The sequence below is a fragment of the Haloglomus halophilum genome, assembly GCF_024298885.1.
GTDB lineage: Archaea > Halobacteriota > Halobacteria > Halobacteriales > Haloarculaceae > Haloglomus > Haloglomus halophilum.
This window is the reverse complement of record NZ_CP101166.1, coordinates 1212245-1236605: the sequence shown is the minus strand read 5'-3', so window position 1 is coordinate 1236605 and position 24361 is coordinate 1212245. Positions and strand designations below refer to the sequence as shown.

Here is a 24361-nt window from a genome sequence, read left to right as displayed (position 1 = left end):
CCGCCGCCGGGCGAGGCTACCCCATGGCAACCAACAGACAGTGGCACCTCGCGGAGCGCCCGACCGGCGAACCCGACCACGACACCTTCGAACTCGTCGAGGCCGACGTTCCCGAGCCCGAGCACGGCGAGGTCCTCGTCCGGACCATCTACCAGTCCGTGGACCCGTACATGCGCGGGCGGATGCGCGACGCCGAGTCCTACGCCGAGCCGTGGGAGCCGGGCGAGCCGATGAAGGCGGGCGTCGTCGGCGAGGTCGAGGCGAGCCGCGACGACCGCTTCGCCGAGGGCGACATCGTCACGGGCGACCTGCTGTGGGCCGAGTACGCCGCCGCCGACGGCGACGAGCTGCGGACGGTCGACCCCTCGCTCGCCCCCATCTCGACCGCGGTCGGCGTCCTCGGGATGCCCGGCGTCACCGCGTTCTACGGCTTCACGGAGAAGGGCGAGCCCCAGCCGGGCGACACCGTGGTCGTGAGCGCGGCCGCCGGCGCGGTCGGCAGCGTCGTCGGCCAGCTCGCGGGCGCGCAGGGCTGTGACGTGGTCGGCATCGCGGGCGCCGAGGAGAAATGCGACTGGCTGACCGACGAGCTGGGCTTCGACGCCGCGGTCAACTACAAGAAGGAGGACGTCCGGCGTGCGGTGGCCGAGGCGGCGCCCGGCGGCGTCGACATCTACTTCGACAACGTCGGCGGCCCCGTCACGGACGCGGTGTGGCCGTCGCTGAACGACTTCGCGCGCGTCGTCGCCTGCGGGCAGATCTCGCTCTACAACGCGACCGAACTCCCGACCGGACCCCGCAAACTGACCGACGCGGTCCAGAAGCGCCTGAAGATAGAGGGCTTCATCGTCAGCGACTACGACCGCTGGGCCCACGCGCTGGGGCGGCTGGGCGGCCTCATCGCTGAGGACGAACTCCGGTACCGCGAGCACGTCATCGAGGGCTTCGAGAACGCACCCGACGCGTTCCTCGGGCTGTTCGAGGGCGTCAACATCGGGAAGACGCTAGTGCAGGTCGGGGAGGAGCCGTAGCACGACGGAACGGATACCGGCCGCTCACCGACTCGAGTGCGCGCCGCCCCGGCCTCGGGAGGCGGCGGCGAAGAGAAGGGGTGGTTTCCGCCGGGGTCGGCCGCGGGTCGGCTACCGGCCCAGTTTCTCGCGGGCGACCTTCATCCCGCCCGGCGTGATGATGACCTGGTCGTCGTCCTTCTGGACGACGTCGCCGCCGACCTCGTTGGCGACCTGCTTCAGTTCGTCGTAGATGTGCTCCATCGTGCGGTCGGAGGTGGTGTGCCGGGTGATGTCCGCGATGACCAGCCCGCCGTCGTAGACGGCGTCCTTGATGTCCACGACGTCCTGCTTGTCGCTTATCTCGGCGATGTGGACCTGGGTGTTGGCCTCGCTCGGACCGGCGTCGAAGTCGTCGATGTCGAGTTCGACGTACTCGTCGGCACTCCGCTGTCCTCCCCCGATGAGTTTGCTCATCAGTCCCATGACAACGGGACGGTCCCCATCGGGCTTAAATCCGCGTCAGACACGCGTCACATCGGCGTTCCACGGCGTTTCGGCCGAGGTCGCTCCCGGCGGATGCCCGTGTGTCCGGTGTCGCGCCACCCGACTTTTTGCGCCCACCGTGCGTTTCCCCGTCCATGACCTTCAGCATCTGCGTCCACGAGTCCTACACCGACGACGAGGGGGAGGAGCAGGACCGCTTCGGCGTCGCGGTCACGACCCGGCTCGCCGGCGTCGGGACGCTCTGTCCGTTCGTCAACGAGCACGGCGCGGTCGCCACCCAGTCGCTCGTCAACGTCTCGCTGGGGGAGCGCGGCGTCGCGTACCTCGCCGACGGCCTTGCGGTCGAGGACGCGCTGGAGGCGCTCCTCCGGGCGGACGACGGCCGCGAGACGCGCCAGCTCCACGGCGTCGACGGCGATGGCACGTTCGCGTTCTCCGGTGACGAATGCGGTGACTGGTACGGCGACCGCGAGGGCGAGGGCTACACCGTCGCAGGCAACCTGCTGACGGGGCCCGAGGTGCTGGACGCCGTTGCCACGACCTGGGAGGCGGCGGCCGACGACGACCCGCTGCCCGCCCGTCTCATCGCGGCGCTCGCCGCCGGCCACGAGACGGGCGGCGACAAGCGCGAGGAACTCACGGTGCAGAGCGCCGCGCTGAAGGTGGTCGACACGGCCCACCCGGACCCCGCGACGGCCCCGTACCAGCACGACCTCCGCGTCGACGCCTCGGAGACGCCCATCGCGGACCTCCGCGAGACGTACGAACTCGCGGTCCAGAGCCACGAGACCGCGATGGAACTGTACGAGGACTCATACGAGGACGACGCGATGGACGAGGCCGAAGGCGTGGAGTGAGCGGGCGGGCGCCCCGCTGTCCACTACACCGGCCGCCAGCCACGGAGGAACGCCACGCACAGGCCCCCGGCCCCCAGCCCGAACGGGATGGTCGCCGTGCGGAGCACCAGCACCGCGGCGGCCGCGGCCGCGCCGGCCGCGCCCGTCACGAGCGTCAGCGCGCCCGCGAGCAGGAGGTCGTAGGCACCCAGGCTCGCGGGCACGGGGACGACGCTCGCGGCCTGGGGCAGCGGGATGACCACGACGATGGGGAGCCACGCGACGGGCGCGCCGGCCCCCGAGAGCGCGACCCACAGCGCCGTCGCCGTCAGGACCTGTTCGAGCAGGCCACCGAGCGCGATGAGTCCGAGCAGGTCCGGGCGGTCGCGGAACAGCCCGACCCGCTCGCGGTAGCGGCCGACAGCGGCCTCGACGGCAGCGCGGTCCAGCGGCTCCGCGCGCCACAGCCCCGAGACGCGGACGACGACTGGCGCGAGGAGGGCGACGAGGCCACGGGAGAGCTGGTGGCGGAGGACGACGAGCACCACGCCGAGGACGAGGATGACCCCGAGCGCCCCCGCCAGGGTCAGCAGGACGACGCGCTGGGAGCCCCCGCCCAGCAACAGTGCCGCGCCCAGCGCCAGCGAGACACACACCTGCGAGCCCGACTTCACGTACTTCGCGACCGAGCGCACCGCGAGCGCGCCGCTGTAGGTGGTGTCGGTCGTCACGCCGATGAACCGCGCCATGATGGGTTCGGAGGTGACCGGCCCCGCCGGGCTGAGGGTGTCGAAGAAGTCACCCGCGAGTGCGAACTGCACCCCCTGGGCGGGCGTGAGTCCCTCGCCCAGTGGCCGGACGGAGGCCCACACGCCGATACCGTCGGCGGCCCCCTCGAGGACGACGAGCACCGCGACGACCGCCGCGGTCGCGAGCGTGATGGCCGTCAGGCGGTCCACAACGGTTCCGACCCCGACGAACAGGAGGTAGGCGACGAGCGCCGCCGCTCCGAGGCCAGCACCGACGGCGAACCGGACGTAGCCGCGCACGCTCGCCGCGTCGGGTGGTCGGCGCAAAAGGACATCGGCCGACGGCGAGCAGCCCCGGTCCGGGAGTCGAACTTTGTACCTCCCGCTTGCAGGGCCGGTATGCCCTCGATTCCGGAGGACTACCACGACCTGTTCGAGAAGCCGACCATCGCGCACCTCTCGACGCTCCTGCCCGACGGCTCGCCCCACAGTGCGCCGGTGTGGGTCGACTACGACGCCGGTGCCGACCGGTTGCTGGTCAACACCGAGCGCGAGCGCCGGAAGGAGAAGAACGTCCGCGAGGACCCGCGTGTCGCCGTCAGCATGACCGACCCCGAGGACCCTTACCGGATGCTCGCGCTCCGGGGCGAGGTCGACGAGCTGACGACCGAGGGCGCCCGCGAGCACATCGACGAACTGGCGCGGCGGTACACGGGCGACGAGTACCAGATACCGATCCAGACCGAGCGGGTCGTGCTGGAGATCGCCGTCGAGCACGTCTCGCGGATGGGAGAGTAACCACCCACGCGTCCCCCGGAAGCGGGCTATCGGGCCCGCGCTATCGAGAACGCCGATGGGGGGTCTCTCCGTCGGCCTCCGAGACGCCGGCTCACGACACTACTTAGTGTGGTGGCGAGTACTGTCGGTCGACGGATGCGCTGGATTGGTCCCCGACACGAACGCACCGGCCGCCGCCTCCTCGGGATACTCGCGCTCGCGCTCGTACTCCTCCTGGCGGCGAACCCGACAGCACTCCTGCTCGCGCCCGAGCACTCGGGCGTGGCAGCGGCCGCGACGCCCGGCCAACAGGTCGCTGGCGACCCGTGTGCCGGGCAGTGCTATCTCCCCGGCGGGGTCTCCGCCGCTTCGATATTCCCCCTCGGGAGTGACCGGCGGGTGCCGGAGCGGTCGGATCCGGAGGTGGTCGACCTGACGGACGACCGCGCCGGCGACCTGTTCGACGTGCTCTCCTCGGAGACCGCGAGGACCGTCCTCCAGCGGCTCGTCGAGGAGCCGCTGACGGCGTCCGAACTCGCCGACGACGCCGATACCTCCCTCCAGAACGTTCACTACCATCTGGAGAACCTGCGCGAGGCGGACGCGATCGCGGAGATCGGCGTCGAGTACTCCGCACGGGGTCGGGAGATGTCGGTCTACACGGCGACCCAACAGCCCCGCGTGCTCATCTACGATAGCACGCAGGAGGCCGGGCAGGAATCAGACTAAAACAGCGACTGAGACTGGAACACCCTCTCTTCCATCGGGCACCGACGACCGCTCATGCCCGCTATCGGCCTGGGACTGGCGGCCGTCCGCGAACACTGGCGGACCCTGTTGCTCGTCTCCCTGTTGCTGACGAGTACGGTCGCGGTGTTCGTCCCGCTCGGCGGTTCGGAGACGGACGGCCCGACGAACCTCCAGTACGGCCTCGAACTCTCCGGTGGGACCCGTGTCCGGGCGCCCCTGGTCGGCATGACCGCCGAGGTCGATCTCGCGGACGGCACCGGGCGCGAGGTCGAGACGACCGTGGCGAGTCGGCTGAACGTCTCCCGGACGGACGTACAGGTACACGCCTCGGGAGCTACGGACACCGTGGAGGTGTTCGCCGACGCCGACAACGGCAACGTCACCCGGGAGGAGTTCGCCGCGGCGCTGAATGCGGCCAGCGTCGAGGTCTCGACCGACGACATCCGTGACGGCGTCACCCAGCAGACCCGGCAGACCGCCGTGACGGTGCTGGAGAGCAAGATCAACGGGCTCGGGCTCTCGGGCGGGGCCGTCTCGACGACGACCACGCCGACCGGCGAGACGTTCGTCCTCGTCGAGGTGCCCAGCGCGAACCAGTCGCAGGTCCTGACCCTCATCAGATCGCCCGGCCGTGTCGAGCTGGTCGCGCACTTCCCCCAGCAGCGCCAGAACGAGAGCGACAACGGCACCCGGACCGTCTACCGCGACGTGTCGCTGCTGACACAGGAGGACTTCTCCAACCGGAACTTCCAGGCCAGACAGGCGGAGGGTGGCCGTCCGCCGCGTGTTCGGGTCGCGCTGAAGGACGAGCCCGCCCGGAACTTCTTGAACGCGATGCAGACGTTCGGCTTCACGAGTCCCGAGGGTGTCGACAACTGTGGCTACCAGCCCTCCTCGGGCGAGGACCCGGACACGTTCCCCGGCTACTGTCTCTACACCGTTCGTGACGACGAGGTCGTCTACGGCGCCTCGATGAGCGGCGGGCCGGACGGGTTGGCGCCCACGATCCGGAGCGGGGACTTCGTGAAGGACCCCACCTTCGTCATCACGGCCAACAACTACAGCGAGGCCCAGCAGCTCGCCATCGACCTGCAGGCCGGCGCCCTGCCGACGACGCTGGACATCGAGGGCGAAGGAACGACCTACTACGTGGAACCGGCGCTGGCAGAGGAGTTCAAACCCCTCTCGCTGGTCACCGGGCTCGTCGCGATGGGTGCCGTCGCCGTCGTGGTGTTCCTCAGGTACGGCGAGCCGGGGGTGGCGGCGCCGATGGTGCTCACCGCGGGTGCCGAGGTGTTCCTGCTGCTCGGGTTCGCCTCCGCCGTGGGCCTGGCCCTGGACCTCTCGCACATCGCGGGGTTCATCGCCGTCATCGGCACGGGAGTGGACGACCTCGTCATCATCGCCGACGAGATCCTGCAGTCGGGCGAGGTCAACACCTCCCGCGTCTTCGAATCGCGCTTCCGCAAGGCCTTCTGGGTCATCGGCGCGGCCGCGGCGACCACCATCATCGCCATGTCGCCGCTCGCCGCCCTCTCGCTGGGCGACCTGCGGGGCTTCGCCATCGTCACCATCGTCGGCGTGCTGCTCGGCGTCCTCGTGACCCGCCCCGCCTACGGTGACATCCTCCGCAACCTCGTCCTGGAGGACTGACGATTACGGGCCATGGGTCGTCGCTGGCGAGGCTCCATCCTTCCCGCGGGCGTACTTCCCTCGCACAGGGTGGAAACAAATCCACAAGGTGGCTCGAAAAACGAATGACCTGGAATACTGCGATTCTACGGATCTGTCCAGGCTGGCGGTGTGCGTGCTGTCGGCCATCCTCCCGGAACGTGGACTGGTTGGTCCAGTTCTTCCCACTGCCCGAGAACCGAGTCACCAGTAGATGCCGCGCTAACGCCTCTGTACGTACGCTATGGACGTTCGCAACTGGATATCCGAACACCGGCTTGTCAGCTTCATCGCCGTGACTTACGCCTTCACGTGGACCGTCCACGGGGCGCTCTTCCAGCTCGGCCTGCCGCAGTCGTGGACCTTCTCTATCCTGGCCGGGCTGGGCGCGTACGGGCCGGTCGTGGGCGCGGCGGTCGTCGTCTGGGCGAGCGACGGCGACCTGCGGTCGTGGGTCATGCAGGCGTTCCGCTGGCGCGTCCACCCGGCCTGGTGGGCTGTCGCCCTGCTGCTCCCGGCGGGAATCATCGTCGGCGCGACGGGTGTCTTCGTCCTGCTGGGCGGTGAGCTCGTCGTCACCGGCCTCGAGACGCTCGTGGTCTACCCGTTCCTGCTCCTGTACGTCCTCGTCATCGGCGGCGGCCAGGAGGAGCTGGGGTGGCGCGGGTTCGCCCAGCCGTACCTGCAGGAGCGTTACGGCGCGCTCGCGGCCGCGCTCGGAATCGGCGTCATCTGGGCGACGTGGCACGCACCCCTGTTCATCATCCCGGGGGCGACCCAGAGCGGGTTCGATTTCGCGCTCTACTTCGGTGGCATCCTCGCCGAGTCCGTCATCCTCGCGTGGGTCTACAACAACACCGGCGGGAGCGTCCTCCTGGCCGGGCTGTTCCACGCCGGTAACAACGTCGCGATGAACTGGTACCCCGTCAACAACGTGCTGTTCGTCGACGGCATTCAGGACGAGTGGGTCGCGTCCACGGGGCAGCTGGCCGCGTTCGTGGTGCTGGCGCTCCTCGTCGTCGCCATCGTGGCCGCGTACGGTACCCGGCGGCTCTCTCGCCACCCCGTCCCGACGCCGCCGTTGTGGGGTGAGTCACCGGCGCCGGCGACCGCTCGCGAGCACCCGCCGGACTGAGCACGGAGAGCGACGGAACGGTCTGTGTCCCTACAGACCCAGGTCGTACAGCTTCCCGTACTTCTCCCGCACGTAGTCGAGGAAGTAGTCGGCGGTGAACTCCTCGCCGGTCGCCTGCTTCACCAGTTCGTTCGTCTCGTACTTCGCGCCGTGGCGGTGGACGTTCTCGGTGAGCCAGTCGTGGAGGTCCTCGAACTCCCCACGCGATATCTTCCCCTCGAGGTCGTCGATGTCCTCCGCGGCGGCGGCGTACAGCTGCGCCGCCATGACCGAACCGAGCGTGTACGTCGGGAAGTAGCCGAAGGAGCCGTGCGACCAGTGGATGTCCTGCAGGCAGCCCGTCGCGTCGTCGTCCGGGCGGATGCCGAGGTACTCGTCCATCTTGTCGTTCCACACGCCCGGCACGTCCGCGACGTCGAGGTCGCCGTGGACGAGGTCCTGCTCGATCTCGTAGCGCAGGACGATGTGCATGTGGTAGGTCAGTTCGTCCGCCTCGACCCGGATGAGGTTGTCATCGTACACCTGGTTGGCGGCCTCGAAGGCGTCACGCGGGCTGAGGTCCTCGGCCGACGGGAAGTGCTCCTGGAAGGTCGGGAGGAAATGTTCCCACCAGTGCTCCGAGCGGCCGACGTGGTTCTCCCAGAGCCGGGACTGTGACTCGTGGACCGAGAGCCCCCGATGTGAGCCCAGCGGCGTGCCGTACTCGTCGTCGCGGAGGCCGAGCGTGTAGGTGGCGTGGCCGAACTCGTGGATGGTCGAGGAGAGCGCGTCGACGGGGTCGTCCGGGGCGAACCGCGTCGTGACGCGCGCGTCGAACTGGTTGCCCGTCGAGAACGGGTGCGTCGAGCGGTCGAGGCGGCCGTGGTCCCACGGGTAGCCCAATTCGTCCAGCGCGTCGCGCGCCACGTCCTCCTGGATGTCGGGGTCGTACTCGTCGTCGAAGGCGTCCTCGGCCAGCGTCACGTCCGAGTCGGCGATGGCGTCGATGATGGGGACCAGTTCCTCGCGCAGGCGGGTGAGGACGCGGTCGGCCACCTCCAGGTCGAGGTACGGCTCGTAGTCGGCGAACAGCACGGCGTACGGGTCGGCGTCGGGGTCGATGTGCTCGGCGTACTCGCGCTTGAGCTCGAGCAGCGTCTCCACCTGCGGGGCGAACCGCTCCCAGTCGGACTCCTCGCGGGCCTGCTCCCAGACCGGGAGGGCGTTGCTGGTCTCCTCGGAGATGCGCTCGACCAGCTCTCCCGGAACGGCGGCCTCGCGCTCGTACTCGCGGCGGATCTCGCGGACGACGGCGGCCTGGTCCGCGGTGAGGTCGGCGCTCTCGACCTCGTCCAGCAGGTCGCCCACTTCGTCGGCGGTGAGTTTCTCGTGCTGGACGCTGGAGAGCGCGGACTGCTGTTTCGAGCGGGCGGGCGTGCCGCCCTCGGGCATCATCACCTGCTGGTCCCACGAGAGGAGCATCCCGCTGTCGTTCAGGTAGGTGACCTGTCGGTAGCGGTCCAGCAGGTCGTGGTACGCGTCGGGAGCGCCCGCGTGGGGGCTCTCGCTGTCGGCGTCCGCATCGGAGGGCTGTTGCTCGGTCGCCATACCCGGCTGGACGGCCGCGTGGGGTATCAACCTCCCGGCAGGGGAAGCTCGTGTCGCGCCCGGGGACCCGGCCTCACCCGCCCTCGAACGTCTCCGCGACGCCCCGATAGATGCGGTAGCAGCGGTCCAGCACGGCCAGCGAGACGGACTCGTCGGCGGTGTGGGCCTCGCCAGGCTCGGCCGCGCCACAGACCACGCAGTCGGTTCCGGCGCGGTCGGCCAGCCACCCGGCGTCCGTGGCGTGGGGCTTGACGACGTGCTCGGGCGTCGCGCCGGGGGCGGGGTCGTCGCCAGCGAGCGGGTCGTTCGCGTGCCCGTGCGCCGTGCGAGCGGCCGCGAGCGCGACGCTCGCGAACCGCTCGTCCCGGCAGGCCATCGGCGGGAGGTCCTGGTCGACCTCCCAGTCGATGGACTCGCCCGCCGCCCGCCCGATGTCGGCGCGGTCGCCCGGCACGGTGCGTTCGTCGATTGTCACCTCGCAGCGTTCGGGGATGACGTTCCACGCGTCGCCGCCCTCGATGCCCGTGACGGCGACGCTGCCCGCGAGGTCGTGGCCCAGCACGGTCGCCGTGGGTGCGTCGAGGTCGCGGACGGCGTCGACGGCGTCGGCCGCGCGGTAGACCGCGTTGTCACCCTGCTCGGGCTCGCTCGCGTGCGCCGCCTGGCCGTGTGCGACGAGCGTGGACGCGCGCCGGCCCTTGTGCGCGACCGCAACGTCGGTCACGCCGTCGGCGGAGTAGCCGGTCGAGCCCTCGCCGACGACCGCCCAGTCGGGCGCGAACCCGTCCTCGATGGCCGCCCGGCAGCCCTCGCCGCCGACCTCCTCGCCGACGAAGGAGGCGAAGACGAGGCGTGGGCCGTCGTCGGGGAGCGCCGCGTCGCGGAAGGCGACCGCGAGCGCCGCGAGCGACCCCTTCATATCGGCGCTCCCGCGGCCGTACAGGCGGTCGTCGCGCTCCTCGAGGATGTACTCGGTCCCCTCGCCCCCGTCGTCGTCGACCACCTGCGAGTCGTCCGGCGGTACCACGTCGTGGTGGCCGACGAGCGCGAGTGTCGGTCGGTCGGCGGCCGATTCGGAGGGCGCCACCGGGTCGCTGTCGGGCGCCCGGGCCGCGAGGACGTTCCCGTGGTCGTCGCGGGTCACGGTGGCGTCGGTCTCCGTGCGGAGCCACGCCTCCAGCAGGTCGCCGGCGGCGGTCTCGTCCTCGTGGCTGGGCGTGGCGACCAGTTCACGGGTCAGTGTCCGAACCTCCCCGGGGGCCTCGGGCGCCTCGCCGGGGGGAGTACCGGCCGGTTCGGTCATGTGTGGCCCTGCCGGCCGGTACGAACAAAACGCTCCCGGCATCCGGAACCGGCGGGTGTCGAACGGCTCGCTCCGGAGCCGTCCCGTGTGATCGATTCACGAACTGCCGCGGTCACAAACGTTTTGGCACGGCGTGACATACCACGGCTCGTATGGCGACCGCCGATGAGAGCGTTTTCGACGACTTCCTGGCGGACCGTGGACACGAAACCGAGAGCGCTGGCTGGGAGCGCGACTATAACAAGAAGCGCTGCCCGGAGTGTTCCGGCATCCACGACCTCGAGGCGTCGACCTGTTCGGTGTGCGGCTGGACACCCACCTGACGGAAGCCGACCCGCACCGCGGACGGCTGCTCGGCCGCCCCACCTGGGTGGACCGAACCCTGTCTGTTCACCGGGCGCGTAGCCCCTTGCTACTTCCGGGCGCGTAGCGCCCTTCCACTGACGAACAGCGTTATACAGGAGGGGGGCCTGTGCCCGATAATGAGTCAGCCCCACGTAACTCGCCTCTTCGGTGGTCCCGGGAGCGGGAAGACCACCGCCTTGCTCGACAAGGTCGACGAGATGCTCGACGAGGGGGTCGACATCCGCGACATCCTCGTCGTCTCCTACACCCGGGCCGCCGCCCAGGAGGTCCGCGAACGGCTCGCCGAGCGGCTCGACCGCTCCCCGAAATCGCTGAAGGGCAACGTCTGTACGATGCACGCGAAGGCGTACGAGCTGCTGAATCTCTCGCGTGGCGACGTCGTCGGCGAGGAGCACAAGGAGGAGTTCTGCGAGGACTACGGCATCGAGTTCGAGGACGAGAACGACAGCGGCCGCCGCCGGTCGGCCCGGTCGACGACCATCGGCAACAAGATCATCGCCACCTCGCAGTGGCTCCAGCGGACCCGCCGGGACGTGGCCGACTGGTACGACGTCCCGTTCCAGTGGGACGAGGAGGAGGTCCGCCTCCCGCCGGACATCGACGAGAAGGCCCAGACCGGCAACAAGTACACGCCGACGTGGTCGAGCGACGACGACCGTATCGACGTGCCCGAGGCCATCCGGGCGTGGCGCTCGTTCAAGGGTGAGCAGGGCGTCGTCGGCTTCGCCGACATGCTCGAGCGCGTCCAGCAGCGCTCGAAGGTCCCGAGCGTCGACCACCTCGTCATCGACGAGTTCCAGGACATCACGACGCTCCAGTACTCGGTGTACGAGGAGTGGCGCCCCCACATGGACTCGGTGCTCATCGCCGGTGACGACGACCAGGTCGTCTACGCGTGGCAGGGGGCCGACCCGAACCTCCTGCTCGACGAGCAGGTCGACGACGACAACGTCCTCCCGAACTCCTACCGGCTCCCCTCGCGCATCCTCAACGTCGTCAACCGGCAGATCCGCCACATCGAGAAGCGCCAGGAGAAGGACCTCAAGCCCCGGAAACAGGGCGGCTCCTTCGAGGCCGTCCGGAACCCCTCCATCGTCGAACTCTCCCGGAACGTCCGCAACACCATCGAGGAGGACGAGGAGGGCACCGCGATGATTCTGTTCCGCGCGCGCTACCAGATGTTCCAGTTCGTCGATGAGTTCATCAAGCAGGGGATGCCGTTCGTCTCCCTGACGGACACGCGCCTGTGGACCGACCGCCTGCAGGGGTACGTCTCTGCCGTCGAGAAACTCGACGAGGACGAGCACATCACCGGCCTCGAAGCCCGGCGGCTCGCGGAGATGCTCGCGGACTCGGCGTTCGGCACCGGCGGCCGCGACGAGATGTTCGACGCCATCGACGACCTGCAGGAGCAGAACGGGGTCGACGACCTCGAGGAGATGCAGGTCGCGCCCGACTTCATCCAGGAGCACGCGCCGTTCGCGCCCGGTCCGGCCAGTGCCGGCGACATGCTCACGCGCGTCTCGAACTTCCAGGAACGCTCCGTCGAGTCCTACTTCAAGGGCGGCTACCGTGGGATGGACCCGAACCGCATCCGCGTGGGCACCATCCACTCCGCGAAGGGTCGCGAGGCCGACCACGTCTTCGTCGGGACGGACCTCACGGAGAAGGTCGTCGAGCAGATGTCCGCCTCCGTCACGGAAGAGGAGCTCCCGCCGGGCGTCTCCTTCGACAAGCGTGCGGACCCGGTGCCGGTCCTGACGGACAACGAGCGCCGTGTCTTCTACGTCGGGATGTCCCGGGCCCGCGAGCGCCTGGTCATCATGGAGAACCTCATCAGCGGGGCCCCGACGCTCCCGCTGGACGTCCTCATCGAGAACCAGCCCTCGGACCTGTCGCTGGGCGAGCTGGTCGAGCAGGCCCAGGAACCGCTTGCAGAGCCGGCCGAAGCGGAGTAAGGCGGTTTTCGGCTCTTTTCCACCAACCACGTCGGCAGCCGGATTGTTTCCGAAGTTCTCCTGTTCTCTGGTGACGACTGCGGCGACAACGGGAACCGCTACGAAGCCCTCGCGCTCTCTCGGGACGGCGACAACAGGGATACCTACGAAGGGCGAGCGCTGGTCAGTCGGGCCGTGTGAGCCTCACACCTCCCCAACCGCCTGCGCTTCTCGCTCTCTGCGGTCGCTGCGATGCTCGCCCCTCGCGCGCTGGGCGGCGGCTGGCCTGCGGCACAGCCGCCAGCGCGCGCCCGTTCGACTGACGACGGTTCGCGACCCGCCACAATCCACGGGCCGGGAGCGCGTGGCCGAACGAAGTGAGGCCCGCGCGACCTGGGGAAGGGCAGGGGTGCTGCGCCCGTGACACAGCCGGACCCTGGCGGACTCGAAGGGCGAGCGGGCTCAGCGCGGCCCCGGCGACGTAAGGACCGCAACGGAGCGAGCGAAGCGAGCGGAGTGAGGACCGCAGCGAGCCGCGGCCGCCTGAGCGCGCGAGGGCTTCGAGGGTAGTCCTCTGGTTGTCGCTGTTGCAGTCCTCTGGTTGTCGCTGTTGCAGTCCTCTGGTTGTCGCTGTTGCAGTCCTCTGGTTGTCGCTGTTGCAGTCCTCTGGTTGTCGCTGTTGCTGTAGACCGCGCGAGCGTTAGTGCCACTCCCGCAGATTCCCTACTCCTCTAGCCGGCCTTCGATGAACACCCAGGGCTCGCTCTCGTCGTCATCGTCGAGGCTGTCGGCGGCGCCCCACTCGCGCTCGACGGTGAACCCGGCCGTTCGGAGCTGTTCCCGCGTCGCCTCGGCGCCGGCCAGCTCCCACGACATCTCCACGCCCGAATCGAGCCAGTCGGGGTTCTCACCGACCCACTGCTCGCGACCCTCGCAGACGAGGGCGCGGCCGCCGGGGCGAAGCACTCGCGCGAACTCATCGAGGACGGCCTGATGCTCGTCGAGCGGAACGTGGATGAGCGACCAGTACGCCACGACCGCGTCGACCGCGTCGTCGCCGAACGGGAGCCGCGTCATGTCGCCCTGCAACAGGGGCGTCTCGGGGACGCGCTCGGCGGCGAGAGACAGCTGTTCGCGCGAGATATCCAGTCCCACGGCCGCCGTCGCCGCGTCGAGTCGCTCGAGAACGGGCCGCCCCGGCCCACACCCCGCGTCGAGTACCCGGTCCGGGTCGGCTGCCTCGAGGACCGCGTCGAGGGCCGTCAGCCCGCCCGAGTCACGCTGGGCCCCGTAGGACGCCCCGAGTTCGTCGTACGCCCGGCGAACCGCTTGCTTCTCGACCATCACCCGGAGCGGGTCGCGCTGCCGGTATGGGTCTTCGGGAGGCGTGGGGTGGCAGCTCGTGCAGGTTTCGGCGCCCGATGCAAGTATTGAATGTCGGAAGTTTCTCACCAGTAGTTCTGATTTCAGGCCTATTGCGAATATCTAGAAAATATCGGCCGCTATCTGCCTTTCTTCCCTTCCGCGTCGGGGATCAGCGGCTCGTCCTCGGTCGCGCCGTCGTCGCCCCCTGTTTCCGGTCGAGCGTCCTCTGCACCGGTTCCGGTGTCACCCGCGTCGCTGCCATCGTCGGGCTCTTTCACGGCGGTGCCGAGCACCTTTCCGGCGATCTCGCCGGGCAGGTCCATCGGCGTGGTGACGTACTCCTGGATACCGACCATCAGGGCGGCGAGCGCGAGGAAGAGCAGCCCCTGGTTGGTCTTCCCGTCGAGGAGGAACTCGACGCCGAGGTACGCCACGGGGAGGGCGAAGGCCAGCGTGAGCGCGAGGCCGACGGTGCCGAGGATGCTCCGTGCCATGCGAGCGGGTGGGAGGTCGGGGCGTTTCGGGCTGTCGGTCCGGCGGCCGGCCGTGACCGCACCCTGACGGTCAGTCCTCGCGGTCGGCGAGGATTCGGTCGATGGCGTCCTCGGCCGCCTCGACCACGTCCTCGGGCGGGCGGGTGGCGTCGATGCGGACGAACCGCTCGGGTTCGGCCTCGATGAGGCGCTCGTAGTTGGCCTGCACGGCGGCGAGGTGGCCGGCGGTCTCGAACTTGTCCGAGGCCCCCGCGCGCTCGGCGCCGCTGCGCGGGTCCACGTCGAGGTAGAGCGTGGCGTCGGGTGGCCGGGTGAACGCCTCGTGGATGCCCCGGACGTACTCCATCGGCCGCGCGATGTCGGTCTCCTCCAGCGCGGCGCCCTGGTAGGCGTAGCGCGAGTCGACGTAGCGGTCGGAGACGACGACCCGCCCCTCGTTCAGCGCGGGCCGGACCACGTCCGCGAGGTGGTCGGCGTGGTCGGCGGTGTAGAGGAACAGCTCGGCGAGCGGGTCGGCGCCGTCGTCGCCGAGCGAGCGCCGGACGGCCTCGCCGTACCACGACTCCGTCGGTTCGCGGGTGAAGACGGCGTCGGCGAGGGCGTCGTGGTCGCGGAGCGCCTCGTGGACCGTGGACTTCCCGGCGCCGTCGATCCCCTCCAGCGTGACGAGCATGGCCGGACGGTAGCGGGGGGTGGGCGAAAAGCCACCGCTCTCCCGGTCGCATAAGGCACCGGATATAGTGGCCATAATCCCCTTGTGACGTGCTGTGCCAGTACTGGTAGATGGCAGCGTCTTCGGATCGTGGCGGCTCGGGCTGGCTCCGAGCCGCGCAGGGGTCCCAGGTCTCCGAGGTGCTCGCGAGGGGCGGTGACCCGCTCGACGCGGCGGACCTCTACCGCATCCGGTCGGTGCTGCGCGGGGGCATCGTCGGCGCGGCGGTCGCCGCCGACGCGCTGGCCGTGCTCCTGTTCACCGGTGAGGTGCTCACCGGCCGTGTCGCGCTCGTCGCCGGCCTCGCCTGCGTGGTGGCGTTCCTGGCCGGCTACGCCGTGCAGATCCGGGCGATCGCCCGCTGCTACCGGACGCTCCCGGGCGGCGTCTCGCCCATCGCGGTCGCGACCGCCACCCTCCCCGCGGGCGTCGCGCTGGGTATCCTCTCGGCGCTCGCAGTCGTCGTCCCGTTCGGCGTGGTCCGGACGCTCCTCCTGCTGGGCGTCGGGGTGGGCGCCGCCGCGCTGGCGACCTGCGTGGCGCTGGGCGTTGTCTGTCAACGCGCGGCCGTCCGGCAGACCCGGCGGCCCAGCGAGGGCCCGACAGGTTCGGGCGGGCCGTCATCGCCGGTGGACGACTAGCGTACGGGGCCGGTCGTCCGGGGGGTACCGCTTCGCGTGCCTTTACGTCGCTTGCGGACGTACTCGGGGACATGAACGTGCTTGTCACCGGCGGCACCGGCTTCGTCGGCCGGAACCTGACGCGGGAACTCGCCGAGCGGGGCCACGACGTGACGGCGCTCGCCCGGACGCCCGGCGAGGTCGACCTCCACCCGGACGTGGAGACGGTCGTCGGCGACGTGTCCGCGTACGACTCCATCGTCCCCACGTTCGAGGGGCAGGATGCGGTGGTGAACCTGGTCGCGCTGTCGCCGCTGTTCCAGCCGAAGGGGGGCAACGAGCGCCACATGGAGGTCCACCTCGGCGGGACGGAGAACTGCCTGCGGGCGGCCGAGGAACACGGCGTCGAGAAGTTCGTCCAGATGAGCGCGCTCGGTGCGGACCCGAACGGGTCGACCCACTACATCCGGGCGAAGGGCGAGGCCGAGCAGGCCGTGAAGAACGCCGACGTGGACTGGACCATCTTCCGGCCCTCCGTCGTCTTCGGCGACGGCGACGAGTTCGTCGGCTTCACGAAACTGCTCGCACCGCCCTACTTCACGCCGCTGCCGGGCGGCGGGAAGACGCGCTTCCAGCCCATCTGGATCGGTGACCTCGCGCCGATGCTGGCGATGGCCGTCGAGGGTGAGGCGCCCGACGACGAGGACGAGGCCGACGGGCCGACGCCCGCCGTCCGGCGCGTCGAGGAGGCCGAGGCTGCGCGCGCGGACCCGCACGTCGGTGCGACCTACGAGATCGGCGGCCCTGACGTGCTGACGCTCGCGCAGGTCGCGCGGCTGGCCCACGCCGCCGACAACAAGCCGGTCAGCGTCGTCGACATCCCGATGCCGCTCGCGGGGATCGGCCTGAAGACGCTCGGGGCACTCCCCGGTGCGCCGATGGGCGGCGACCAGTTCCGGTCGCTGAAGTTCGACAACACCACCGACGACAACGACGTGGCCGTCTTCGGCTACGACGAGGCGGACCTGCGGACGCTGGCTGACTACCTCGGTGTCGACCCCACCGTCGCCGACGGCGACGGTCGTGTGACCGCGTGACCTGGGTGACGGAGTGACACGGCTGCTGGTCCGCCCTCGGGCGTGCTGTGGCCGTCCGACGCCTGACGCACGCTTGGAGCCGTAACACCCCCGTCTCGGCCGAAAACTTATCCTACGCCGGCGCCCCCCTGTGAGGTAGTGACCGTCAGATGAAACTCGCGATGATCGGCTTCGGTCAGGCGGGCGGGAAGGTGCTCGACCGCTTCCTCGAGTACGACCGCGAAGAGGGAAGCGAAATCGTCCGCGCCGCCGTGGCCGTCAACACCGCGAAGGCGGACCTCATGGGCCTGGACAACGTCCCGGAGGAGAACCGCGTCCTCATCGGGCAGGCGCGGGTCAAGGGCCACGGCGTCGGGGCCGACAACGAACTCGGCGCCGAGGTCGCCGAGGAGGACATCGACGAGGTCCAGTCCGCCATCGACAACATCCCCGTCCACGAGGTCGACGCGTTCCTCATCATCGCGGGGCTGGGTGGCGGGACGGGTTCGGGTGGTGGCCCCGTCCTCGCGAAGCACCTCAAGCGGATCTACACCGAACCGGTGTACGCGCTGGGTATCCTCCCCGGCTCGGACGAGGGTGGCATCTACACGCTGAACGCCGCGCGCTCGTTCCAGACGTTCGTCCGCGAGACGGACAACCTGCTCGTGTTCGACAACGACAACTGGCGCCAGTCGGGCGAGTCCATGGAGTCGGGATACGCCGACATCAACCGCGAGATCGTCGAGCGGTTCGGCATCCTGTTCGGCGCCGGCGAGATCAAGGAGGGCGGCGAGGTGGGCGAGTCCGTCGTCGACTCCTCCGAGATCATCAACACGCTCGCCTGCGGCGGTGTCTCCACGGTGGGCTACGCCAGCGAGACGCTGGACCGCGACCACAAGAGCGGCCTGCTCTCGCGGTTCACCGGCGAGGAGGAGGAGATCGATTCCACCTCGACCACGAACCGCATCACCTCGCTCGTCCGGAAGGCCACGCTCGGGCGACTCACGCTTCCGTGTGAGGTGGGTGGGACCGAACGGGCGCTCCTGGTCCTGGCGGGCCCGCCGAAGTACCTCAACCGGAAGGGGATAGAGCGCGGGCGGAAGTGGCTCGAAGACGAGACCGGCTCGATGGAGGTTCGGGGCGGGGACTACCCGCGCTCGAAGGACGACAAGGTCCGCTCGGTGGTTCTGCTGTCGGGCGTGACCAACGTCCCGCGCATCAAGGAGCTCCAGCAGGTCGCCGTCGAGGCCCAGGACAACATCGACGACCTCCGTGACGCCTCCTCGGAGAACCTCGACCGCCTCGTCCACGACGACGACGAGGAGCTCGAACCGCTGTTCTAAGGGGCCGCGGCTCCTCCCCTCGCCCGCGTGACCGACGCCGACCCCCACGTGCTCGTCCCGTTCGACCCGAGCGCACCCAAGACCCGCCTCGCGCCCCTGTTCGACGAGCGCGAGCGCCGCGCGTTCGCGGCCGCCATGCTCGAGGACGTGCTCGCGACCCTCGAGGCGCTGGACCTCCCGTACACCGTACTCTCGAAGACGGCCCACGACGCGGTGCTGGAGCGGTCGGCCGCCGTCGTCGTGGACGACCGGCCGCTGACGACCGCCGTCAACGCACGGCTCGCCGGCGACCTCGTGGGCGAGGCGGAGCCTCCCGTTCCCTCGCGCGAGCGGCCGGTCGCGGTCGTGATGGCGGACCTGCCGCTGGTGACGCCGGACGCCCTCGGACGGCTCCTGTTCGCCGAGGTCGACGGCCGCCACCCGGACGTGACCATGGCGCCGGGACTGGGCGGCGGGACGAACGCGCTCTGTGTCCGGGACGGGTCGTTCCGGGTGGACTACCACGGAGCCTCCTGCCGCGACCACCGCGAGGCCGCCCGTGAGCGGGGGCTCGACCTGGCCACGGTCGACTCGTTCCGGCTGGCGAGCGATATCGACGAGCGTGCCGATCTCGTCGAGGTCTTGCTCCACGGCGAGGGGACCGAGACGCGTCGTTACCTCCGGAACGCGGGGTTCTCGCTCACGACCGGTGACGGGCGCGTGCGGGTCGCTCGCGGCGGTGACGGCTCGGCGTGACGCCGGCCGACGCAGGGACAATCATTTTGATGCCTCCGAACCAACATAACACTGCGCGAGCCGTGCTCGCGCGGTGTATCCGGGCAGTGGCACGGGGGCGGTTCACGAGGAGGGCACCCTGCTTCCCGGGCCACCCGGGCATCCCGTTCTGCGAGTACCTGGCCGATGGTGACCAGCGGCACCGCTCCTCTGGTCGGTGGGTGTAGGGGACGTAGTTGGAGGGAGATGCAGAGACCGGAATTACGAATAGAGCTGTGTTGGAAGCCCCTGGTCGCTCGACCCTCCGGAGCCCGGAGCGCTCGGGGGCTTTCCAGAAGGTCAGGGAAGCGCTGTCGTCAGAGAATCCGGCGGAGCAATCCGATAACCACGCAGGACATCGTCAACACCGACCCGCCTCCACCCGATGCGCTCTGCCGAACCGAACGCTCTTGTCGGTCGCCCCCCCAGAGCGCGCCGTGGTATCGATACCCGGGACCGAGGAGTACGGGGTCGAGGTCTCCATCAGCGACCGCGCCGTCGAGGACCTGCTGACGACGACGCCGGCCGACGTGGCGGCGGCCCCGGAACTCAGCTTCGCGCGGAACGTCTTCCTCCCGCTGACGACCGCGTGTCGGTACACCTGCACCTACTGTACCTACTACGACCCGCCCGGGGAGGCGAGCCTCATGTCGCCCGCCGAGATCCGCGAGACGGTCGAGCGCGGCGCCCGCGCGGGGTGTACGGAGGCGCTGTTCACCTTCGGCGACGACCCGGACGACCGCTACGACGAGATCCACGCCCAGCTCGACGAGTACGGCCACGACTCCATCCACTCCTATCTGCGGGAGGCGTGCGAGATCGCGCTGGATGCCGGGCTCCTCCCACACTCGAATCCGGGCGACCAGACGCGTGAGGAGATGGCCGCCGTCGCCGACGTGAACGCCTCGATGGGGACCATGCTGGAGACGACCGCGGACGTACGCGCCCACGGCGGGCCGCGCGCGAAGAACCCCGGACAGCGGCTCCGGACCATCCGCATCGCGGGTGAACTCGGGGTGCCGTTCACGACCGGAATCCTGGTCGGAATCGGCGAGAGCCGGCGCGACCGCGCGGTCTCGCTGCTCGCCATCCGTGACCTGCACGAGCGGTACGGCCACGTCCAGGAGGTCATCGTCCAGCCCGTGAGCGAGAACGAGCGCTGGCGCGGCGGCGAACCGTCGCTCGAGGAGCTCCGGGAGGCCGTCGCGATGGCGCGTCGCTGTCTCCCAGAGGCGGTGAGCGTGCAGGCGCCGCCGAACCTCGCGCCGGTCCGCGACCTGCTCGACTGTGGTATCGACGACCTCGGCGGCGTCTCGCCCGTCACCGTCGACCACGTCAACCCGGACTACGAGTGGCCCGAGCTCCGGCAGTTGGAGCACCTGGCCGACGAGGCGGGCGTCCCGCTCCGCGAGCGCCTGCCGGTGTACGAGCGGTTCCTCGAGGACGGCGGCCGGGCGTGGGTCGCGCCACCCGTCCGCCGGGCGCTCCGGGCCGAGGACGATGCCGGCGCGCGCTACCGGGCGGTCCTCGGTGGGGAGGCCACCGAAGCCGCCGGGGACTGAAACGCGAATGGAATCAGAGTTATTGGCATCTCACTGGTGTTTGCCCTCGAAAATCAGGTTTGGTCTATTACCGTTCCAATTCGGAAGATGTCTGGCGGATTACTCGGTGTGCGACGTAACCTCGACAGCCGTCAGTCGTCGGCGCTGGCGGCCTCGCCCGAGGTGTCGCGTTCGGCCGGGCGCAGGAGTGGCGTGCCGTCGGCCTGCGGGCCCAGTTCGGGGCCGTGTGGTCCCTCGCCGTCGAGGACGCGGCGCTGCTCGTAGTCCGTCGAGCGCTCGACCGGGACCCGACCGACCGCACGGACCATCCGCGCGTACTCGTCGAACGAGCGGAACTCCCCGTGTCCGCCGCCCGCGCGCTTCGTGATCTCCTCCGAGAGGATGGTGCCCATGAAGTCGTCCGCCCCGCAGGAGAGCATCTTCAGGCCCTGCTCGTCGCCGTACTTCACCCACGAGGACTGGATGTGGTCGACGTTGTCGAGGTAGAGCCGCGAGACCGCGATCATCAGTTCGTCCTCGGTCGTGGTCGCCCCCCCATCGACGACGCCGCGCTCGTACAGCGGCGTCGTCTCGTGGACGAACGAGAGGGGGACGAACTCCGTGATGGCGCCGGTCCGGTCCTGCAGGTCCCGGATGCGGTCCAGATGCAGGGCGCGGTGGGCCTCGTTCTCGACGTGGCCGTACATGATGGTCGCGGTCGTCGGCAACCCGGCATCGGCGGCCGCCTCCATCGCGTCGAGCCAGTCGTCCGTGCCGATCTTGCCGGGGCAGATGACATCGCGCACCTCGTCGACGAGAATCTCGGCTGCTGTCCCCGGAACCGAATCGAGGCCCGCGTCGCGGAGCCGGCGGTACGTCTCGCGGTAGGAGCGGTCCGTCCCGCGTTTGGCGTGGTAGGCCTCCTCCGGGGTCATCGAGTGGAGGTGCGCGCCGTCGACCGACATCGCGCGCATCTGCTCGACGTACGTGCCGGGGTCGGTGTCGTATCGCTCGGGGGGCTTGTAGTTCACCTCGCTCGCCGGGTCGTCGTACGCGGCGAGGGCCTCGTGGTGCTCGGCGTCCAGCGCGAACGCCGGGTGCAGGCCGGAGACGGAGGTGACCTCGTAGATGCCCCGTTCGAGGGCGTCCCGGACGATGGCGCGGGATTCGGCGGGCGTCTTGGTGAAGCCCGCGTGCTCGACATCGCTGTCGGTCTCGAAGTTCGCCGCGGTGTCCTTGAAGTTGCAGAACAGACAGCCCGTGTTGCACGCCGTGGTGACGTTGTTGTTGAGGTTCGCGACGAACGTGACTTCCTCGCCGACGACCTCGGCACGCCGGCGGTCCGCGGCCTCGAGGACGAGTTCCTTGCGGGCGTGGTCGATGCCGTCCGTCGCGGTACCCGTCGTGAGGAGTTCGATGGCGTCGTCGACATCGAGGCGCTCGCCCGCGCGGGCCTTCGCGAGCGCGTTCTCGAACGACTGGTCCGTGACCGGCCGGTGGTCGAACCCGAACCGGCCACGGGGGACGCCCGTGTCGGCGGGCGCCTCGAACGTGTCCATGCCCCACCCTCCCATGCGGAGGTACAAAGGCACAACGGGTGCGGCGGAGTGGGGGTGGTTCCGGGGACGGCACCGCGACGGCGTCGCCGCTGCCGCGGAACTGGTCGGACCGGCTACCGGACCTTCGAACTGGTCGCGCGCGAGAGCATGTAGACGGCGACGGCCCCGAGGACGAGGTCGAGTGCGCCCAGCACGGCCACCGCGGGGACGATGGTGTCGAGGGCGGCGCCGTAGCCCAGCGACACGTCGATGACGGTCATCACGTCCGCATCGAGGATGATGGCGCGGGCGGCGTCCACGCCGTACGTCACAGGGTTGAGCGTGGCGACGGTCTGTATCCACCCCGGCAGCGCCTCCAGTGGGAGGAACGCCGAGGAGAGGAAGAGGAGCGGGAACTGCAGCAGGTTCGCGGCGATGATGGTCGACTCCTGGTCCTTCGTCACCACGGCCAGCGTGTTCGAGAAGGAGATGAACCACAGCGAGAACAGCACCCCGACGGCGACGATGCCGAGCGCGCCGGCGACGCCGGTGGCGACCTCCGCGCCGAGCGCGACGCCGAGCACGAGGATGATGCAGATCTGGATGCCAATGCGGAGCAGTTCGGCCAGCGTCTTCCCCAAAAAGACCGCCGTCCGGTTCATCGGGCTGACGAGCACCTTCTCGAACATCCCCTCCTCGATGTCGTTGACCAGCCCCACGCCGGAGGTGACAGCGGCGGCCAGCGACACCTGGATGGCGATGGCCGGGACGAGGTAGGTCTCGTAGGAGATGCCACCCGGCAGGGCGCGGCCGGCGATGTTGCCGAACACCTGCGTGAAGAGAACGAGGAAGATGATGGGCTGGACGAGCGAGACGACCAGCACGAACGGGTTGCGGACGGCCTTCAGGTTCCAGCGCTTGAAGTTGGTCCACACGTCGCCGACGAACGTGTTTGCCGAGCGCTCCAGCGTCGGCCCTTCGGCCGCAGTGGCCGCGGCGGTCGTGCCGCCGTCAGAGCGAAGCTCTGACGAGGCTCCGCCTTCGGCGGAACCGCCGTCGGTCGCCGCCGGGCCGTCGGAACCGCCATCGCCGGTCGTGCTCATGTCGTCACCTCCGCGGCCGCGGCGTCCTCGTCGGCCTCGTCGGCCTCGTCCAGCTGCTCGCCGGTGATGGCGAGGAACACGTCGTCCAGCGTCGGCGCACGGATGTTGAAGCCCGTTACGCCGATGCCCGCGTCCCGGAGCGCCACCAGCAGGTCCGTCCCGTGGGCGCGGGCGTCCTCGGCGGTGACGGTGAGCCCCTCCGCCGTGGTCTCGACGGTCGCGTTCGTGAACAGGTCCGTCTCGCGGGCGACCGTGGCGGCCCGCTCGCGAGGGCCGGCGTCCGCGTCCGTCCCGTCACCGTCGCTTCCGGCGTCGACACCCTCCGCGCCGGCGAGTTCGATATCGAGGATCTCGCCGCCGACGCGGCGCTTGAGCTCGTCCGGCGAGCCGGTCGCGACGATCTCGCCCTCTGCGATGACCGAGAGGCGGTCACAGAGCTGGTCGGCCTCCTCGAGGTACTGCGTCGTGAGGAAGACGGTCGTCCCCTGGTCGTTGATGCGGCGGAAGTAGTCCCAGAGGCGGTTGCGCGCCTTCGGGTCCAGCCCGGTCGTGGGCTCGTCGAGGAAGACGAGCGGCGGCCGGTGGACCAGGGCGGTCGCGGCGTCCAGTCGCTTCTTCATCCCGCCGGAGAACTCGTCGGCCTCCTTGTCGGCCACGTCGGCGAGATCCGCCAGGTCGAGCAGCTCGTCGATTCGGTCGGCCCGCTCGCTACGCGGAACCCCGTACGCCTCGCAGGAGAACCTGATGTTCTCGCGGGCGGTGAGTTCGGGGTCGACGCTGGTCTCCTGGGCCATGTAGCCGATGGATTCCCGCACCTTCCGGGCCTCCGCCGAGACGTCGAACCCGTTGACCCGGACCTCGCCGCCGGTCGGCGAGAGCAGCGTCGCGAGCGTCTTGATGGTGGTCGTCTTCCCGGCGCCGTTCGGGCCGAGGAAGCCGAAGAACTCCCCGCGCGGGATGTGGAGGTCAACGCCCCGAACCGCGCGGGTACCGTCGCTGTAGGTCACCTCGATGCCCTCGCCGGCGATGGCGTACGCCTGTCCGCCGTCGGCTGCCGGTTCGGGCCCCGTTCCTCGCCGCTGTCGTGGCTCGTGGCTCATTCGTGTGGTGGAGAGCTGCCGCGCGTGACGCGGGCGGCGCGCGTGATTGGTGGTGGTCGGTAGAGGGGCGCCGGCGGGTTATAGATGG

23 protein-coding genes are annotated in these 24361 nt (G+C 69.9%); 13 read left to right on the top strand and 10 right to left on the bottom strand.

From position 1 onward, the window contains the following. The first annotated feature begins 23 nt into the window (after positions 1 to 23). Positions 24 to 1031, top strand: a complete 1008-nt coding sequence (locus NL114_RS06080; RefSeq protein WP_254823900.1) for an NADP-dependent oxidoreductase — start codon at positions 24 to 26, stop codon at positions 1029 to 1031. Between the two features lie 111 nt (positions 1032 to 1142). Here the strand turns inward: NL114_RS06080 and NL114_RS06075 are convergent, their stop codons facing one another. Further along, the gene (locus tag NL114_RS06075; RefSeq protein ID WP_254823899.1) at positions 1143 to 1496 is read right to left on the bottom strand and encodes a cell division protein SepF; all 354 of its coding nucleotides are present in this window, start codon (positions 1494 to 1496) and stop codon (positions 1143 to 1145) included. A 155-nt stretch (positions 1497 to 1651) separates the two neighbouring features. On the opposite strand from NL114_RS06075, the gene NL114_RS06070 reads away from it, so the two are divergent. Next, the gene (locus tag NL114_RS06070; RefSeq protein ID WP_254823898.1) at positions 1652 to 2374 is read left to right on the top strand and encodes a DUF1028 domain-containing protein; all 723 of its coding nucleotides are present in this window, start codon (positions 1652 to 1654) and stop codon (positions 2372 to 2374) included. A 23-nt stretch (positions 2375 to 2397) separates the two neighbouring features. Here the strand turns inward: NL114_RS06070 and NL114_RS06065 are convergent, their stop codons facing one another. After that, on the bottom strand, positions 2398 to 3402 hold the full coding sequence (locus tag NL114_RS06065; RefSeq protein WP_254823897.1) for a lysylphosphatidylglycerol synthase domain-containing protein: 1005 nt from the start codon (positions 3400 to 3402) through the stop codon (positions 2398 to 2400). A 99-nt stretch (positions 3403 to 3501) separates the two neighbouring features. On the opposite strand from NL114_RS06065, the gene NL114_RS06060 reads away from it, so the two are divergent. From NL114_RS06060 to NL114_RS06045, 4 genes are all read left to right on the top strand, one after another. Then, on the top strand, positions 3502 to 3900 hold the full coding sequence (locus tag NL114_RS06060; RefSeq protein ID WP_254823896.1) for a PPOX class F420-dependent oxidoreductase: 399 nt from the start codon (positions 3502 to 3504) through the stop codon (positions 3898 to 3900). Between the two features lie 135 nt (positions 3901 to 4035). Further along, positions 4036 to 4608, top strand: coding sequence for an ArsR/SmtB family transcription factor (locus NL114_RS06055; protein WP_254823895.1), 573 nt, complete (start codon positions 4036 to 4038; stop codon positions 4606 to 4608). A 54-nt stretch (positions 4609 to 4662) separates the two neighbouring features. Next, complete coding sequence (locus tag NL114_RS06050; protein ID WP_286671099.1) at positions 4663 to 6282, top strand: preprotein translocase subunit SecD family protein; 1620 nt, start codon at positions 4663 to 4665, stop codon at positions 6280 to 6282. Positions 6283 to 6544: 262 nt separating this feature from the next. After that, complete coding sequence (locus NL114_RS06045; protein ID WP_254823894.1) at positions 6545 to 7435, top strand: CPBP family intramembrane glutamic endopeptidase; 891 nt, start codon at positions 6545 to 6547, stop codon at positions 7433 to 7435. Positions 7436 to 7465: 30 nt separating this feature from the next. Here NL114_RS06045 and NL114_RS06040 read toward each other — a convergent pair whose 3' ends face one another. Both NL114_RS06040 and NL114_RS06035 read right to left on the bottom strand, forming a co-directional pair. Beyond that, entirely contained in the window at positions 7466 to 9022 is a 1557-nt protein-coding gene (locus NL114_RS06040; RefSeq protein WP_254823893.1) for a carboxypeptidase M32, read from the bottom strand. A 73-nt stretch (positions 9023 to 9095) separates the two neighbouring features. Continuing rightward, complete coding sequence (locus tag NL114_RS06035; RefSeq protein ID WP_254823892.1) at positions 9096 to 10325, bottom strand: M20 family metallopeptidase; 1230 nt, start codon at positions 10323 to 10325, stop codon at positions 9096 to 9098. Positions 10326 to 10477: 152 nt separating this feature from the next. On the opposite strand from NL114_RS06035, the gene NL114_RS06030 reads away from it, so the two are divergent. Beyond that, positions 10478 to 10648: an HVO_0416 family zinc finger protein gene (locus NL114_RS06030; protein WP_254823891.1), complete on the top strand. Its 171-nt coding sequence runs from the start codon at positions 10478 to 10480 to the stop codon at positions 10646 to 10648. A gap of 159 nt (positions 10649 to 10807) precedes the next feature. Further along, the gene (locus tag NL114_RS06025; protein WP_254823890.1) at positions 10808 to 12649 is read left to right on the top strand and encodes a UvrD-helicase domain-containing protein; all 1842 of its coding nucleotides are present in this window, start codon (positions 10808 to 10810) and stop codon (positions 12647 to 12649) included. Between the two features lie 702 nt (positions 12650 to 13351). Here NL114_RS06025 and NL114_RS06020 read toward each other — a convergent pair. The 3 genes from NL114_RS06020 to tmk form a co-directional block, all read right to left on the bottom strand. Next, positions 13352 to 13972, bottom strand: coding sequence for a class I SAM-dependent methyltransferase (locus NL114_RS06020; RefSeq protein ID WP_254823889.1), 621 nt, complete (start codon positions 13970 to 13972; stop codon positions 13352 to 13354). A 158-nt stretch (positions 13973 to 14130) separates the two neighbouring features. After that, positions 14131 to 14487 carry a DUF7533 family protein gene (locus NL114_RS06015; protein WP_254823888.1) on the bottom strand — a complete coding sequence of 119 codons (357 nt, stop codon included), beginning with the start codon at positions 14485 to 14487 and terminating at the stop codon, positions 14131 to 14133. A gap of 70 nt (positions 14488 to 14557) precedes the next feature. Next, positions 14558 to 15160, bottom strand: a complete 603-nt coding sequence (tmk, locus tag NL114_RS06010) for a dTMP kinase (RefSeq protein WP_254823887.1) — start codon at positions 15158 to 15160, stop codon at positions 14558 to 14560. A 110-nt stretch (positions 15161 to 15270) separates the two neighbouring features. On the opposite strand from tmk, the gene NL114_RS06005 reads away from it, so the two are divergent. The 5 genes from NL114_RS06005 (at position 15271) to cofG (ending at position 20553) form a co-directional block, all read left to right on the top strand. After that, positions 15271 to 15840 carry a hypothetical protein gene (locus NL114_RS06005; protein WP_254823886.1) on the top strand — a complete coding sequence of 190 codons (570 nt, stop codon included), beginning with the start codon at positions 15271 to 15273 and terminating at the stop codon, positions 15838 to 15840. 71 nt (positions 15841 to 15911) lie between these two features. After that, the gene (locus tag NL114_RS06000; protein ID WP_254823885.1) at positions 15912 to 16916 is read left to right on the top strand and encodes a complex I NDUFA9 subunit family protein; all 1005 of its coding nucleotides are present in this window, start codon (positions 15912 to 15914) and stop codon (positions 16914 to 16916) included. 149 nt (positions 16917 to 17065) lie between these two features. Continuing rightward, positions 17066 to 18238: a tubulin/FtsZ family protein gene (locus NL114_RS05995; protein WP_254823884.1), complete on the top strand. Its 1173-nt coding sequence runs from the start codon at positions 17066 to 17068 to the stop codon at positions 18236 to 18238. Positions 18239 to 18265: 27 nt separating this feature from the next. Next, positions 18266 to 18973, top strand: a complete 708-nt coding sequence (gene cofC, locus NL114_RS05990; protein WP_254823883.1) for a 2-phospho-L-lactate guanylyltransferase — start codon at positions 18266 to 18268, stop codon at positions 18971 to 18973. 455 nt (positions 18974 to 19428) lie between these two features. Beyond that, a complete protein-coding gene (gene cofG, locus NL114_RS05985; protein WP_254823882.1) occupies positions 19429 to 20553 on the top strand; it encodes a 7,8-didemethyl-8-hydroxy-5-deazariboflavin synthase subunit CofG in 1125 nt (374 codons plus the stop codon). Positions 20554 to 20684: 131 nt separating this feature from the next. On the opposite strand, the gene cofH is transcribed toward cofG, so the two are convergent. The 3 genes from cofH to NL114_RS05970 all read right to left on the bottom strand — a co-directional run bounded on the left by cofH (position 20685) and on the right by NL114_RS05970 (position 24273). Further along, the gene (gene cofH, locus NL114_RS05980) at positions 20685 to 22091 is read right to left on the bottom strand and encodes a 7,8-didemethyl-8-hydroxy-5-deazariboflavin synthase subunit CofH (protein WP_254823881.1); all 1407 of its coding nucleotides are present in this window, start codon (positions 22089 to 22091) and stop codon (positions 20685 to 20687) included. Between the two features lie 113 nt (positions 22092 to 22204). Then, a complete protein-coding gene (locus NL114_RS05975; protein WP_254823880.1) occupies positions 22205 to 23173 on the bottom strand; it encodes an ABC transporter permease in 969 nt (322 codons plus the stop codon). After that, positions 23170 to 24273, bottom strand: coding sequence for an ABC transporter ATP-binding protein (locus tag NL114_RS05970; protein WP_254823879.1), 1104 nt, complete (start codon positions 24271 to 24273; stop codon positions 23170 to 23172). The genes NL114_RS05975 and NL114_RS05970 overlap by 4 nt, the downstream gene beginning before the upstream one ends. Positions 24274 to 24361: the final 88 nt, after the last annotated feature.

What these genes read in the sequence shown, in the direction of transcription:
- NL114_RS06080 (WP_254823900.1), top strand. Translation starts at nt 24, where the DNA reads ATGGCAACCAACAGACAGTGGCACCTCGCGGAGCGCCCGACCGGCGAA.
- NL114_RS06075 (WP_254823899.1), bottom strand. Translation starts at nt 1,496, where the DNA reads ATGGGACTGATGAGCAAACTCATCGGGGGAGGACAGCGGAGTGCCGAC.
- NL114_RS06070 (WP_254823898.1), top strand. Translation starts at nt 1,652, where the DNA reads ATGACCTTCAGCATCTGCGTCCACGAGTCCTACACCGACGACGAGGGG.
- NL114_RS06060 (WP_254823896.1), top strand. Translation starts at nt 3,502, where the DNA reads ATGCCCTCGATTCCGGAGGACTACCACGACCTGTTCGAGAAGCCGACC.
- NL114_RS06055 (WP_254823895.1), top strand. Translation starts at nt 4,036, where the DNA reads ATGCGCTGGATTGGTCCCCGACACGAACGCACCGGCCGCCGCCTCCTC.
- NL114_RS06050 (WP_286671099.1), top strand. Translation starts at nt 4,663, where the DNA reads ATGCCCGCTATCGGCCTGGGACTGGCGGCCGTCCGCGAACACTGGCGG.
- NL114_RS06045 (WP_254823894.1), top strand. Translation starts at nt 6,545, where the DNA reads ATGGACGTTCGCAACTGGATATCCGAACACCGGCTTGTCAGCTTCATC.
- NL114_RS06040 (WP_254823893.1), bottom strand. Translation starts at nt 9,022, where the DNA reads ATGGCGACCGAGCAACAGCCCTCCGATGCGGACGCCGACAGCGAGAGC.
- NL114_RS06035 (WP_254823892.1), bottom strand. Translation starts at nt 10,325, where the DNA reads ATGACCGAACCGGCCGGTACTCCCCCCGGCGAGGCGCCCGAGGCCCCC.
- NL114_RS06030 (WP_254823891.1), top strand. Translation starts at nt 10,478, where the DNA reads ATGGCGACCGCCGATGAGAGCGTTTTCGACGACTTCCTGGCGGACCGT.
- NL114_RS06025 (WP_254823890.1), top strand. Translation starts at nt 10,808, where the DNA reads ATGAGTCAGCCCCACGTAACTCGCCTCTTCGGTGGTCCCGGGAGCGGG.
- NL114_RS06020 (WP_254823889.1), bottom strand. Translation starts at nt 13,972, where the DNA reads ATGGTCGAGAAGCAAGCGGTTCGCCGGGCGTACGACGAACTCGGGGCG.
- NL114_RS06015 (WP_254823888.1), bottom strand. Translation starts at nt 14,487, where the DNA reads ATGGCACGGAGCATCCTCGGCACCGTCGGCCTCGCGCTCACGCTGGCC.
- tmk (WP_254823887.1), bottom strand. Translation starts at nt 15,160, where the DNA reads ATGCTCGTCACGCTGGAGGGGATCGACGGCGCCGGGAAGTCCACGGTC.
- NL114_RS06005 (WP_254823886.1), top strand. Translation starts at nt 15,271, where the DNA reads ATGGCAGCGTCTTCGGATCGTGGCGGCTCGGGCTGGCTCCGAGCCGCG.
- NL114_RS06000 (WP_254823885.1), top strand. Translation starts at nt 15,912, where the DNA reads ATGAACGTGCTTGTCACCGGCGGCACCGGCTTCGTCGGCCGGAACCTG.
- NL114_RS05995 (WP_254823884.1), top strand. Translation starts at nt 17,066, where the DNA reads ATGAAACTCGCGATGATCGGCTTCGGTCAGGCGGGCGGGAAGGTGCTC.
- cofH (WP_254823881.1), bottom strand. Translation starts at nt 22,091, where the DNA reads ATGGACACGTTCGAGGCGCCCGCCGACACGGGCGTCCCCCGTGGCCGG.
- NL114_RS05975 (WP_254823880.1), bottom strand. Translation starts at nt 23,173, where the DNA reads ATGAGCACGACCGGCGATGGCGGTTCCGACGGCCCGGCGGCGACCGAC.
- NL114_RS05970 (WP_254823879.1), bottom strand. Translation starts at nt 24,273, where the DNA reads ATGAGCCACGAGCCACGACAGCGGCGAGGAACGGGGCCCGAACCGGCA.